Origin of the sequence: Spirosoma sp. (assembly GCF_048594605.1) — a bacterium.
Classification (GTDB): domain Bacteria; phylum Bacteroidota; class Bacteroidia; order Cytophagales; family Spirosomataceae; genus Spirosoma.
In genome coordinates, this window is the sequence record NZ_JBMDWV010000213.1 from 20519 (window position 1) to 32917 (window position 12399).

At 47.9% G+C, this 12399-nt stretch carries 14 protein-coding genes; 7 read left to right on the top strand and 7 right to left on the bottom strand.

Annotated features, from left to right (window positions below; translation table 11 throughout):
- Window positions 1-54 precede the first annotated feature (54 nt).
- Window positions 55-321, top strand: coding sequence for a hypothetical protein (locus ACOJS8_RS13345; protein WP_420149036.1), 267 nt, complete (start codon window positions 55-57; stop codon window positions 319-321).
- Window positions 322-338: 17 nt separating this feature from the next.
- Here ACOJS8_RS13345 and ACOJS8_RS13350 read toward each other — a convergent pair whose 3' ends face one another.
- The 3 genes from ACOJS8_RS13350 to ACOJS8_RS13360 all read right to left on the bottom strand — a co-directional run bounded on the left by ACOJS8_RS13350 (window position 339) and on the right by ACOJS8_RS13360 (window position 2089).
- Entirely contained in the window at window positions 339-947 is a 609-nt protein-coding gene (locus ACOJS8_RS13350; RefSeq protein ID WP_420149037.1) for an HPP family protein, read from the bottom strand.
- A 147-nt stretch (window positions 948-1094) separates the two neighbouring features.
- Window positions 1095-1478, bottom strand: coding sequence for a hypothetical protein (locus ACOJS8_RS13355; RefSeq protein WP_420149038.1), 384 nt, complete (start codon window positions 1476-1478; stop codon window positions 1095-1097).
- Between the two features lie 59 nt (window positions 1479-1537).
- Entirely contained in the window at window positions 1538-2089 is a 552-nt protein-coding gene (locus ACOJS8_RS13360) for a hypothetical protein (RefSeq protein WP_420149039.1), read from the bottom strand.
- Between the two features lie 275 nt (window positions 2090-2364).
- On the opposite strand from ACOJS8_RS13360, the gene ACOJS8_RS13365 reads away from it, so the two are divergent.
- The 3 genes from ACOJS8_RS13365 to ACOJS8_RS13375 all read left to right on the top strand — a co-directional run bounded on the left by ACOJS8_RS13365 (window position 2365) and on the right by ACOJS8_RS13375 (window position 5359).
- Window positions 2365-3411: a sensor histidine kinase gene (locus tag ACOJS8_RS13365; RefSeq protein ID WP_420149040.1), complete on the top strand. Its 1047-nt coding sequence runs from the start codon at window positions 2365-2367 to the stop codon at window positions 3409-3411.
- Window positions 3412-3425: 14 nt separating this feature from the next.
- A complete protein-coding gene (locus ACOJS8_RS13370; RefSeq protein ID WP_420149041.1) occupies window positions 3426-4139 on the top strand; it encodes a LytR/AlgR family response regulator transcription factor in 714 nt (237 codons plus the stop codon).
- A 182-nt stretch (window positions 4140-4321) separates the two neighbouring features.
- The gene (locus ACOJS8_RS13375; protein ID WP_420149050.1) at window positions 4322-5359 is read left to right on the top strand and encodes a spore photoproduct lyase family protein; all 1038 of its coding nucleotides are present in this window, start codon (window positions 4322-4324) and stop codon (window positions 5357-5359) included.
- Between the two features lie 37 nt (window positions 5360-5396).
- Here ACOJS8_RS13375 and ACOJS8_RS13380 read toward each other — a convergent pair whose 3' ends face one another.
- A complete protein-coding gene (locus ACOJS8_RS13380; protein ID WP_420149042.1) occupies window positions 5397-5579 on the bottom strand; it encodes a hypothetical protein in 183 nt (60 codons plus the stop codon).
- 18 nt (window positions 5580-5597) lie between these two features.
- Window positions 5598-5789, bottom strand: coding sequence for a hypothetical protein (locus tag ACOJS8_RS13385; protein ID WP_420149043.1), 192 nt, complete (start codon window positions 5787-5789; stop codon window positions 5598-5600).
- 283 nt (window positions 5790-6072) lie between these two features.
- Here ACOJS8_RS13385 and ACOJS8_RS13390 point away from each other — a divergent pair, with 283 nt between their 5' ends.
- Window positions 6073-7839: a choice-of-anchor Q domain-containing protein gene (locus tag ACOJS8_RS13390; RefSeq protein WP_420149044.1), complete on the top strand. Its 1767-nt coding sequence runs from the start codon at window positions 6073-6075 to the stop codon at window positions 7837-7839.
- Between the two features lie 101 nt (window positions 7840-7940).
- Here ACOJS8_RS13390 and ACOJS8_RS13395 read toward each other — a convergent pair whose 3' ends face one another.
- A complete protein-coding gene (locus ACOJS8_RS13395) occupies window positions 7941-8375 on the bottom strand; it encodes a DoxX family protein (RefSeq protein ID WP_420149045.1) in 435 nt (144 codons plus the stop codon).
- A gap of 96 nt (window positions 8376-8471) precedes the next feature.
- Window positions 8472-10133, bottom strand: coding sequence for a hypothetical protein (locus ACOJS8_RS13400; RefSeq protein WP_420149046.1), 1662 nt, complete (start codon window positions 10131-10133; stop codon window positions 8472-8474).
- Window positions 10134-10372: 239 nt separating this feature from the next.
- Here ACOJS8_RS13400 and ACOJS8_RS13405 point away from each other — a divergent pair, with 239 nt between their 5' ends.
- Both ACOJS8_RS13405 and ACOJS8_RS13410 read left to right on the top strand, forming a co-directional pair.
- The gene (locus ACOJS8_RS13405; RefSeq protein ID WP_420149047.1) at window positions 10373-11635 is read left to right on the top strand and encodes a DUF4062 domain-containing protein; all 1263 of its coding nucleotides are present in this window, start codon (window positions 10373-10375) and stop codon (window positions 11633-11635) included.
- A 10-nt stretch (window positions 11636-11645) separates the two neighbouring features.
- Window positions 11646-12399 (top strand): AAA family ATPase (locus ACOJS8_RS13410; RefSeq protein WP_420149048.1); only part of this gene is annotated, 754 nt, incomplete at its 3' end.

A 12399-nucleotide genomic window follows, 5' to 3' on the forward strand; every position in this document is an offset into this window, starting at 1 on the left:
ATTTGATAAGACAGCGGGTTGAGGCTGGACGTAGTGACTGGCAAATGAATACCGATGGAAACTCAGAAAAATACCATTTTATTTACGCTTGTCTATCAGCAGCGGGAAGTGCCGGTTCAAACGCACCGTAACCAGTACCATTCGCTGATGAGCCTTATTTCCGATTACCTGTCGGTACCCGGTTTTGGGATTTGCAGCGGTATGGGCAGTTGTGGTACCTGCGTGGTAGACATTGATGGAGTACGCCATTTAGCCTGTGATCTGCCCATTTCCGACGAGCTGGCCAATACCCGCGTCGAACTTAATGGTATGTACTGGTAACACGTAGCGCGGGTAGCTTATTCGCGGTTGATCAGATTGCCCGACCGGATTCGCTTTCTGTACAGCCTGGCCCAGGATAGCGGCTTAACAGGGTAGGTTCGTTCAGAAGGAATATTGTTGACAATAAGAGCCGTAAGCAACAGAATGGCTACACCCGAGAGTACTGGCGTGAGTATGTAGGTAAAGCCCAAACTGGTGATTTTTTCCGAACCGATATTGGCAATCAGTGCGGTAGCTCCGCCCGGCGGATGCATGGTTTTGGTGATCTGCATACCCACAATCGACAGCGAAACTGCCAGCGCTGAGGCCAGCCAAAGCTGATCAGGAAATAGCTTATGAATCGCTACGCCAATTAAGGATGCCAGCAGATGCCCGCCAATCAGGTTTCGGGGCTGCGCCAACGGACTGTTGCTGGCCCCGAAGATCAGCACACAAGACGCACCGAATGAGCCTATCAGAAAAACACTGTCCTCTCGGGTGAATTCAGCCTGTTGTAATAGTCCAATCGACGCAATGGCTATAAAGGTGCCTGCAAACGTCCAGACATGATCGATGGGTTCCAGGATGGTTTCCCGGTAGAGCACGTATCGGGCAATTCGATAGTGCCGTCGTATTTTATTCCTCATACCTGATCTAGATACACACCGGCCGGGGTGCATAGTTCCTTTTCGGGTAACGATCGGGCTACTACGTCTGGTCCGGCATGTCGGGAAATTTTCAGGGCCGTTTCCCGACATGCCGGATTTAGATTACAAAATGGCTGTGAGCAATGATCAGTTACCTGAACGCGTCACCACGTTGTTCGCCGTCTTACCAGAGATGCGTGACAATGGCAGGTCGGGTTTGAGTTCGGGCCGGGTTGTCAGATCAAATTGCCGTTGAAAGAACGTATCAAACCCGGCTACGATGGCTTTATCGGATAAACCGTAATAAATTTCCCGTCCTTTGCGCAGCTTTTTGACAATGCTTTTTTTGTGCATATACCGTAACGTACCGTAAATAAAGAACGGATCAACATCGCCCAGATAACGCTGAAGCGTAGGAATACTGACGATACGTTCCCTGGTCAGAATCGCAACGATTTGAATACGTAGCGGATGTCCTACCGCCTTTAGCATGTCGGCTAAGCCGCTGAGTAGCTGTTGATTCGTTGCCATTATTAATCTGTTGTTTCAAAACGGTTTAACTAAATAGGGGACGTTAGCTGGCCTGTATATCAGTCGAGCGTAATGGGGACCTGTGCGGGAATGCTGGTCTGCCGGGGCGGAACATCCATAGCCGGATCGGTTGCTGATTGCGACTGGAGAGAATAAGCGAACTGGCTATCCTGCTTTTTTATGCTGTAGCGGATGGACGTATTGTTGACCAGTACAACGACCTGATACGAATTTTCGGGCAGCGCCGATAAATCCAGTCGGCGACGGTATTGATTGTGATTCGTGAACTCCTCATAAATTGCCCGGTTCTTCTGATCGGCAACCAGAATTTTATACCGCAGATTTTCCGGATTGTCGACAATCAGATAAAGTTTTCCCGTCTGATTCACATACGCATGGACTTTGTAGGAATCGGGTACGGATGATTTAACGCCCGACCCAGACGCAGTAAGCGCATTGGCCGAAACCGGTGAAGCAGTCTGAGCCTTGGCAGGCTGCATCAGCACGAGCAACGTAACAAGACCGATCACGGCCGAACGTTTCAGTGAATTAACCACCAACGTAGTAGGTTGAGTAGCAGAGCGAAGCGACGAAATTTTGTAAGGAAACATAGCTGTAGCCTGATTTGTAGAAAGATGAGATACGTAACATTTCTGTTGCAAAGGAATTGCCCGCCCGGATACGTATTTTTTATTTTAGCCCAACGGTGGCTACCACCCTTTACATGACGCAAAGAACCTTCTGAGCGCAGTTTGTCGAGAAAATCGGTCGTTTGTCGTAAAAAACTTTCGTTGGGAGGGCTATGGGCGTTGTTGAGCAAAACGGTCGGCTTTTATTCGGAAATCGGTGTAATTTTATCCTCGTATTGTGAAATTAATCAGCAGCGATGGCACGCCTGGGTGCGCTTACGTATTACCGGCAAATCTGGCCGCAGGGTCTTTTCTGGGGGGGCTATTTTCTATTCGAATGGCTGAATACAGGCGCCTATTCGGATAATTTTGAGCAAAGTCTGTGGTTCATAACGATCAATATGCCGCTGCTGCTGGTGGCGGGCTACTGGCATCTGCTGGTTACGGTGCGTCAGTTTTTACTAAAGGGGCGAATGGCGGGCTTCTGGCTGAGTTTGGGCAGTGGCATTCTGGTGTTCGGGCTAATCCGGCGAGCCATCAATTACACCTGGTTTTACCCTATTTATTTCCAGGATGGTTTGAGTCGACCTTATCTGTACTGGCCTAAAATTCTGGCCGAATCCATGCAGTTGCATCTGGTGGTCGGATTGTTCGTCGCGATGGACCTGGTTCGGCATGCCCTTCAGCAGCAACAGCTTAGCGATACGTATCGGCGGGAAAAACTTGCAGCCGAATACCGGTTGCTCCAATCGCAGGTGCAGCCACATTTTCTGTTCAACACGCTCAATAACCTGATCTCGGTGTCGATGCATCAGCCCGCCCAGATGCCGCATTTACTGCAACGGCTGGCGGGACTGCTCAGCTACCAACTGCACGAAAGCCATCGGGCAACGGTGCCTGTGACCAAAGAAATTGACTACCTGACCGACTATATCGCGCTGGAACAGATCCGCTACGGTAAACGGCTTGATGTGCAGACAAACTTTAGTGAACTGACGAGCTTCAGCCATGTGATGATTCCACCCATGCTCTTGTTGCCGTTTGTTGAGAATGCCTTCAAGCACGGAGCTGCCCAAACCGAAACCGATTGCTGGATTCAGCTTCATTTGTCGCGGAGCAGCAACCGACTCGTTTTTTCGGTGGAGAACTCCGTACCTGACCACGTAACGTACCCGGAAATGTCGGGACTGGGGCTGACGAATCTGAAAAAACGGTTGGATATTTTGTTCCCCGGTCAGTACGAGCTGGTCACCTTGCCCGAAGACAGTCAGTTTCTGGCCGTTCTGAAATTCAACCTCAACTGATTTTCCTTGATCCGATGGCGATACGTTGTTTTGTGCTGGATGATGAGCCGCTGGCCACTGACTTGCTGAAAGACTATATTGGCCGCTTGCCCGATTTGCAATTGGCAGGGCTATCCAACAGCCCGACACAGGCACTCTTATCGCTTCAGCAGCATCCAGTCGACGTACTGTTTCTGGACGTCCATATGCCACGGCTGACGGGCTTCGATCTGCTACGTCCGTTGAGTTACCGGCCAAAAGTGATCTTTACAACAGCCTTTCGGGAGTATGCGCTCGACAGCTATGAGTTCGACGTAGTGGATTTTCTGGTCAAGCCGATTTCGTTTGAGCGGTTCCTGCAATCGGTAGGTAAAATTTATCGATTTATGCCAACGACGTCTGCCCAGCCCGAACCACAGGAACCCGTCAGAGCAGCGAAAGACTACCAGTATTTCAAGGTAGACAAAGAGATGGTCAAGCTCGATCTGGATGATATTCTGTGGATCGAGAGTTTAAAAGATTACGTGCGGATTCACACCGTATCGGGCCCGCTGGTCTCTTATCTGCGAATCAGTTATCTGGAAGAGAAGCTCCCGCCAGACCGTTTTGTTCGCATACACAAATCGTTTATCGTATCGCTGGATCACATTCAGGCCATCAGTGCTACGTACATCCGCATTAACAACGAAGAGCTGCCCATTGGCCGAATTTACAAAGCCAAACTCGACGAAGTACTCCAGCGCAGTTGACAATAACGTTTGGCGCGACACAAACGCTACTTAATTTTATTAAGGAATTGATCGGGATGAGTTCTGTGTAAAAACGGCAGAATTTTTGATTAATAGGCTGTTGATCAATAGGTTGTATAATGAGAAAATTGAACTAAGACCCTCTGCCAGACGTTTATTGAATGTATCCTCAACGTCTGTTTATGCCTGATTTTAATCCGTCCCTGATTCTGTACACGGCCGATGCGCTTAACGGAAGGGGCGAGTCCATTTTGTCGCGATTTCCCGAAGCCGAGACACTCGAAGTGAAACAGCATAATCGGCTGCCGGAACTTGGTATGAACCACTTTAAGATCAAGTCGGACGTATTGGTGCTGGGACGGCTAAAAACGCAGGATATCAAGTGGAGCGGACGTAGCGCCGACTACATTGCACCGAGCCTGGCGAACGGCTGCTTTGGTGGTTGTGCGTATTGCTACGTCGATCGGCACAAAAATGTAAATCCGATCACGCTTTTCACCAACGTAGAGGAAAACATTGCTTCGGTCGACCGGCACGTAATGAGTTTGCCCTGGCCGAAAGCAATCAACCAGACCGATCCGGAATTCTATACTTACGACGTTGGCTGCAATTCTGATATCTCCATCGATTATAGCCTGACCGATGGCATCCGACAGGTATTTGAATTTTATCGCGCTCACCCTCGCGCAAAGGCAACCTTCGCCACGAAGTTTGTCAATCCGGCCATGCTGAAATTCGATCCGCAGCGAAAGGTACGTATTCGTTTCACGCTGATGCCGGCCCACGTAAGCAAGCTGGTGGATGTACGAACCGACAACATTGAGAAACGTATTGCGGCCATCAACGACTTCTACGATGCGGGCTACGAAGTACACGTTAATTTTTCGCCGGTGATCGTCTATGGCGGTAAGCAATGGCGCAGTGACTATCGTGAGTTATTCCGCCAGCTCGATGCTGCGCTACGTCCCGAAGTTCGGGAGCAGCTCAAATGTGAGGTAATTTTCCTGACGCATAACCAGTGGCAGCACCAGGCCAATCTGGCCATCAATCCAAAAGCTGAAGAATTGCTCTGGGTGCCTGAATTACAGGAGAGTAAGGTCAGTCAGTACGGTGGCTGGAATATTCGGTACAATCACCAGCTGAAGCGTAAAATGATTGACGTGTGTGAGCAACTGGTGCTTGAAGAGATTCCCTGGTGTGAAATTCGATATATATTTTAACCAACAAGGCCCGTTACGTAACGGGCCTTGTTGGTTTCTAATCTACGCTGTTTGCGTTTTTCTTGCTTTGCCCGACTTTGTCGGGATCGCTTTTCTCGGTCGTCTTTTTGGTTGAGCGCTGATGGCTGCCATCTTTACCCGCCTGACCTTCTTCTTTCTGATTCTTGCTACTGTTGCCACCGTTACTTTGCGGGGCGTAGTACTTGATAAATAAATTCATAGACGTAGCAGGTTAGGGTTACTTACTATGCCCACTTTTGCTGCCACCCGTTGACCCACCCGCACTGTGGTTACCTTTCGACGAACTTTTGTGCGATGTTGAACTACGACCGTTTCCTTTCTGACCGTGACCCGTACCATTATCCTGGTTGTCGGTAATCCGCTGATCTTTGTACTCTTCTTCGACTTTTTCTAAGGTTTTGTCTGCCATAACGCTAATTGGTTTATTTACGAACCATTAACGCATCAACGAATCTGTTGTTTGTAAGTGTTGGGTAGTGGATCTCGAGTTAAATAAATAAGTTTTATCGATAAATGGATTTACTTAAATAAATTCACATAGTATTCAGACAAGTATTTCCATCACCTACACCGTGTATTCTTTCATGTCAACATCTTTATTCCGAATTTCTAATGGGAATCAACAGATCTTTCGTGTCTGCGTTTACCAGCTTGCCATAGCTGGGTGTTTATTTTTGCTGATTAGTAGTTTTATGTCTGCTGGGGCGCAATCCATCCGATACGTAAAGGCAGGAGGCAGTGGCGATGGTAGTTCATGGGTTAACGCATCCGGAGATTTACAGGCCATGATAGATGATGCTAACGTAGAGCAGGTCTGGGTAGCTGCTGGTACGTATAAGCCCACCGTAGGTACGGATCGCAGCATCAGCTTTCACCTGAAAAACGGAGTAACTATCTATGGCGGCTTTCCTGCAAGTGGCAATCCTGCTTTAAGCGAACGAAGACCGGATAGTTATACAACGACACTATCGGGCGATATTGGTACTGTAGGCATTAACACAGATAACACCAATCACGTTATTTATAATCCTGCTTCGTTAAGCCTGACGAATACAGCGGTGCTGGATGGCTTTTTCGTTTCGGAGGGGAACACTAATCGCGTGAATAATTACTATGGTTCAGGATTGTATAACAATGGGAGTAATGGTAGCATCTGTAGTCCTACGATACGTAACTGTACGTTTATGAATAATATTGGTGGTGGCGTTTACAATAATGCTATGAACGGCGGTACAAGCAATCCAGCCATGACCAATTGTAATTTTATTGGGAATTCTTCTGAACACGCATATGGAGGATTGTACAATGTAAGTAGCAATCCTATACTAACCAACTGTAACTTTATTGAAAATTTCGGTAAAAGCGGTGGTGGGGGTATATATAACTTAAGTAGTAATCCCTTACTTATTAACTGCAACTTTATTGGGAATATTTGCAGCTTTTTGGGATCTGGTTCCGGTGGCGGAATAAATAACGAGCAGAGTAGTCCTTTACTAATCAACTGCAGCTTTTTGAATAACACAGCTACAATAAATGGAGGGGCGATTTATAATATTGGAACAAGTCATCCTACAATTATTAACTGTAGCTTTGAGGGAAATCATGCTAGTCTTGGTAATGGTGGGGCAGTCTACAATGAATATGGTGGTAGCCCCCAATTCATTAACTGTAGTTTTATAAATAGTATGACTGGGGGAATGGGGCGGGTAATGTATACTCAAAATGGTAATGCACAACTGACAAATTGTATTCTTTGGAATAATGGAAGTAGTAATACGTTCGCTGGTCAAAGTCCTACCGTAAGTTATTCGCTACTGGAGCCTGGCGTTAGTAATTATATCGATGGCGCTCACAATCTCACTACATCTACTTCACCTTTCGTCTCCGATACGGACCTAAGGCTTAAAATTGGTTCACCAGCCGTCAATAAGGGTAATAATTTAGCCTATACCACAGCTAACGGTCCTGCTAATGATCTGGCGGGGATGCTACGCTTACAAGGCGGCACTGTCGATATGGGTGCTTACGAATTATCGTCTGATCTGACGCCAATTCTTTATGCTCGTTTAAGTAGCCTGAGCAATACCCGGATAGTTAGTGTAGTGGTGGATGTGTTTGAGCTAAATTCAGTATCCACAAGCGGACCAGTAACGATCAGGATTAATAAAGATCCCAAAATCAATTTAGCCCTCGATACCGGATTAAGCTTAGTAGGAGGAAAACCCGTTCAGAACAGCGCCTGGACTCTCGATAATTCTGATCCGGATTATTATGTTCTGAACACTAACCAACTTATCGCAGGGGGTGAGCAGCTCTCGGTCGGGCTGAGTGGGCAAATGAACGCTGGCAGCACTAGTGGGGTGTTAAGTATCAGCGGTATTGTCTTAGTGGGTAGCGATCAGGAGGTTCTACTTACCAATAATGTGGACGCCGATAAGATTGATTATTTTCAGCAGTAGAACCCTGGTAGATCAGTAAACACACTGTATAAAAACATTAAATAAAAATCGCCAGAGAATCTCTCTGGCGATTTTTATGAATGCCCCAAATAGTCTATGTATTAGCGAGCGTGTTGTTTTACGTATTCGTCCATTGAAAAGCGGCCGGAACCGATGACCGTAAAAGCCATTAACAGCAACAGCACGATAAGCGATAACCAAAGCTCAGAGTTCAGAGCAGAAAACCCTTGGCGAATGTTGACGAAGAAAACAGCCGCTATCAGAATCGGTAATTGCAGAATACACATCAGCCGAGTCAGGCAGCCCAAAGCAATCAGAAAGCCACCCACTAAATGAGCAAACGCTACGTAGTGAACGGCCATTACGGAATACAGGTCAAAATGTAATCCGCCCACCAGATTATGAAGATAGGCGGTGTCGCTAATAAAACTGATACCTTTCAGCACCAGAATAATTCCCAGCATTATCCGCAGGGCATCTGTCCAGGCGGGGTGATGTGTATCGCCCCAGTGCTCAATACGATGTAACAGGTTCATGATTATAAGCGTTTAGAAAATACCAATCGAATATAAAGGCCTAATTTGTAAAAAGCAAGCTGAATGTCAGGCGGTTATTTGGGATGGACGTAGTGTTTATAGGTCGCTTTCGGGCGCTTCCACAATGGGCTTCGTATAGTACGTTTTCAAAAAACGAAGCGCGTTGCCGATCATGAATTTATCCAGAACCCGTTCCAGAAACGGCTCTTTGGGGCTTCCATCTACGATGAGCGACATACCCATTTTTGTAGCTACCCTGGGTAGAGTTTGCTTCAACTTATCCCGTAGGTCAGGAATTGTACTGGCACCGACGTGATGATTGTTTTTGTATTCAATCGAAACAATAAGCCCGTCGAGATCGGAACCCAGACAGATGTGATCCCAGACTTTTTCGCCAATGGTTTTCCGACCAACTCGTACAATGTGTAACAGGTTGTTACAGAGGTATTCGATATGCGCTAACGAAGCCTGTATGCTTGTGTCAGGAAGGTGGTCAAAGTCGTTATTCCCGTGTCGCATAACCGAGAACAGTTGTTCATTAAGACTGAGTCGTTCGGATTCATGCTCATGGGCTACCTGTCCATCATTACCCATACCTAAAATTCGAATATCCAGTGAGAGTCCGATCAGGCCATCGGAAGCCAGAATTTCGGTAATGTCTTCGTCATAGAGATTGATGGACCAGGGATTGAACGTAACAACAGACGTTGGAGCTGGAAGCGGATTCGTAGGGGATGGTTGAGGAATCGTTTGCGGAAAACTGATAATGTCATTGTATTTTACCTCTACGTAGTCTGGCCGTTGGCGAACCCAGCGAACAATCGGTTGACCCCGATGGAGCGTATCGTTCCAGGAAAGCCCCGTTACGCCTATGTGCGACGCAATGATGGGTATGTTCGGGTATTTCTGCTTTCGTAGGTCATAATAATCCATCCGACTGCCCAGGCTCATGTGCTTAATATCGATGTAGATCGGCTGACCGTCCTGCTCCGACAACGCGACATCGATGAACCGGCGTCCAAGGGATGTGATCGCAGCACCCGTCGGGTTGAATCCGCCTACAGTATCGGTGTTTGTGCCCGGACCCGCCCACTGACTCGGCACGGCAAATGCATGATTGGCCAGAGCATTCTGCGCATGATGTACCAGCGTAATGTATAATGGACGAAGACCACGTTGCTTCAGCGCTTTCAGGTTATCAATAATCTCCTGCTCGACGGTTGAACCGCTGTTGAGCTGATTTTTATAGAAGCAATGACCACCTTCAAAGTTAAGAATGACATGAAGCGTAGCAGAATCATTTGGGTCATACTCCGAAAAATCGTTGATGACTTTAAGTTGACGACCCCCAGCCCCAATAGACGTATTGTTTTGAGCCAGCTCGATAAGCGTATCGATTTGTTCCTGAGCTAATGCCTGATAGCCAAATACACCACTCCTGATCGCATCGATTTTCGCCTTGTTAAGCGTATTGGAAACACAACCTAATAAGCTAATGATGGACGAACGCGTATACGCGTTCTCAAGGGAATAAATCGTATGTGAAATTAGGTTTGATCCTCCTTCGAACAACTGTGCGAAACAGCTTTGTGAATCGAGCGGCTCGCCGAACGCCCACATCGCAAGGCCACGAAAGCGCGTGGCTAATCCAGTAAACTGAATTGTGATTGGCTCTTCAATAGCCGTTACTGGTTGACCGGTCGCGTGTGTGAGCGAATATTTAAAGGTAGGATGACAATGTAAATCGAAGTAAGGCATAAGGCTCTAAAAGGAAGGGTAGGAGTTCGTGGAATTAATTTACGGAGACGGATCATGTCAATCGTATAGTTTTGAGGTAATGGTCTCAACTGTAGGCCCGACAAATGGAAAAAGCCAATTTCCTGTATGAATACGCAGGTAAGTAGAGTAACCGTCAACCGTTTTCTAAAAACTCAGGCTTAATGCTTGATTATTAGCCCATATGCGGCTACTTTAAGCGGATATTCTTATCCGCTGCCGTGTCCTTTTATAAAGTTTACATATCGTCAACGTATCGTGATCTGGGGCCGTATCGTAAAACGGTAATGGAGTCGCTCCATAAAGTGCCCAATTTCAAAGTCGTCGGTATGGAATATTACACAGCCGAAGACACGCAGCCGCTCGACCGGTGTCTGCGCGACGTAGCGGATTGCGACATTTATATACTTATTCTCGCCAATCGGTATGGGTACGTGATTGACGGGCAGGACTTATCCATTACCCATCAGGAATACCAGAAGGCTAAGGCGCTCAACAAGGTAATTCTGGTGTTCAAGGCCGAAAACCGCGACGGACGTTTCCCGCCTGATGCCGATGATCCGGGCCAGCCGTCACCGTCCGAAAAGCAGGCGAAGCTCAACGCCTTAAAAGCGGAAGTGGGTAGTCTGCGGCTGTCGCATCCGGAAGGCTTTACGTCGGAGTATCATCTGGCGCTTCAGGTTATGGAATCGCTGGTTCGTAACCCGCGCGTGGATTTCGACGGTGAACTGCCCGAAGACCGTAAAATTTTTTGTGACCGCGCCAATCAGGTCTATGACTTTTATGACCTGGTCCGGAAAAAACAGCCGTTCAACGTTTTTCTGATTCAGGGCCACCGAACGAACCTGGGGCGCAGCCTGGTCGAGCGATTGAGCAAGTATTACCTGGGTGTGCCTGAGCCAACGCCAGTGAGCTACCATGAGTTTATCATGGATGCTTCCTACGCTAATTTTCGCCGGCGACTGCTGAATGAACTCTGCGACCGATTAATCCCCAACGAACCGAATCCACCAGCTGACCCGGCTGGTCTGCTGGAAAGCCTGAAAGCGAACGATACGTCTACGCTGGCCTTACTGTCGCCAGTGAGCAATGCGGTGCAATGGCAGAGTGGCTATCAGTTTCTGGATGAAATTTTTAAAGAATTTTCCCAGGCGAGCGTAACAGTGGGAGCCGTTCGGGTTTTCTGGTTCATTGTCATCGATATGCCCGACGTATTACAGCAACAGGTGCAGTCGGTCAACGTACTGACGGCCCCCCAACTGACGATGCTGTCTGAAACCGATATTGAAAACTGGCTACGTACCTATATTGATAGCGATGATGAAATCGTGTATTCGCTTCAGGAACTCTGCTTCCCCGATACGCTCAATCCGCCGTGCCAGCTGACCATGCGGCAGGTCCAGGAGCAGATTCGCGGATTTATCAGTCGGTTTAATCTTCGCCGAAAAACGGCTGATACACCCTTACTGAATATACTACCCTAATCCCTCAACCATGCCACTCACCCTTCGTCGTATACCTGTCGATCTGAAACCATCCAATTATTTGATGGATAGCCGTCTGCAACGGGCAGTGGAGCTGGCTATCGCACTGGATAAACCCCTGCTGGTGAGTGGTGAGCCGGGAACGGGCAAAACCCAGCTGGCCCGCCACGTAGCACACGTACTGGCCGAACAGACGCAAGAGGCCGAAGCGGCTTTCCTGCCCGAACCGATTGAGTTTTTTACCAAGTCGACTTCGGCGGCTACGGATCTGTTTTATACGTACGATGCCGTTAGTCATTTTCGGAGCAAGGAGCTTACAGATACGAGTGCGTTTATGGATTTTACTGCCCTGGGACGGGCCCGCGTGCTGGCGCATGGACGTAGCAGTTCGGCTTTGCAGACGCCACGCATTCAGCCATTGCTCGGCCGCTGTGCTGGCCTGGCCGACAAACCACGTAGCAGTGTTGTCCTGATTGATGAGGTTGATAAAGCGCCCCGCGAATTTCCGAATGACTTGCTGAATGAAATGGAATCGGGCGAATTTCGGATTCGGGAGCTTGATTTCTCACTCAAAAAAGCACAGAATGACGCCCAGGTGCTGGTCATTATGACCTCGAACTTTGAAAAAAGCCTGCCCAATGCCTTTCTGCGTCGCTGTGTATTTTATCACATTCCGTTTCCCGACGACGATCAGTTATTAAACATCGTTAACCTGCGGCTGGGGCTGAGTCAATCGCCCGCCATACGGGAAGCACTACGTCGTT

Excerpts from the sequence above, each read along its gene's own strand:
- ACOJS8_RS13345 (WP_420149036.1), top strand. The coding sequence starts at position 55 with ATGGAAACTCAGAAAAATACCATTTTATTTACGCTTGTCTATCAGCAG.
- ACOJS8_RS13350 (WP_420149037.1), bottom strand. The coding sequence starts at position 947 with ATGAGGAATAAAATACGACGGCACTATCGAATTGCCCGATACGTGCTC.
- ACOJS8_RS13355 (WP_420149038.1), bottom strand. The coding sequence starts at position 1,478 with ATGGCAACGAATCAACAGCTACTCAGCGGCTTAGCCGACATGCTAAAG.
- ACOJS8_RS13360 (WP_420149039.1), bottom strand. The coding sequence starts at position 2,089 with ATGTTTCCTTACAAAATTTCGTCGCTTCGCTCTGCTACTCAACCTACT.
- ACOJS8_RS13365 (WP_420149040.1), top strand. The coding sequence starts at position 2,365 with ATGGCACGCCTGGGTGCGCTTACGTATTACCGGCAAATCTGGCCGCAG.
- ACOJS8_RS13370 (WP_420149041.1), top strand. The coding sequence starts at position 3,426 with ATGGCGATACGTTGTTTTGTGCTGGATGATGAGCCGCTGGCCACTGAC.
- ACOJS8_RS13375 (WP_420149050.1), top strand. The coding sequence starts at position 4,322 with ATGCCTGATTTTAATCCGTCCCTGATTCTGTACACGGCCGATGCGCTT.
- ACOJS8_RS13380 (WP_420149042.1), bottom strand. The coding sequence starts at position 5,579 with ATGAATTTATTTATCAAGTACTACGCCCCGCAAAGTAACGGTGGCAAC.
- ACOJS8_RS13385 (WP_420149043.1), bottom strand. The coding sequence starts at position 5,789 with ATGGCAGACAAAACCTTAGAAAAAGTCGAAGAAGAGTACAAAGATCAG.
- ACOJS8_RS13390 (WP_420149044.1), top strand. The coding sequence starts at position 6,073 with ATGTCTGCTGGGGCGCAATCCATCCGATACGTAAAGGCAGGAGGCAGT.
- ACOJS8_RS13395 (WP_420149045.1), bottom strand. The coding sequence starts at position 8,375 with ATGAACCTGTTACATCGTATTGAGCACTGGGGCGATACACATCACCCC.
- ACOJS8_RS13400 (WP_420149046.1), bottom strand. The coding sequence starts at position 10,133 with ATGCCTTACTTCGATTTACATTGTCATCCTACCTTTAAATATTCGCTC.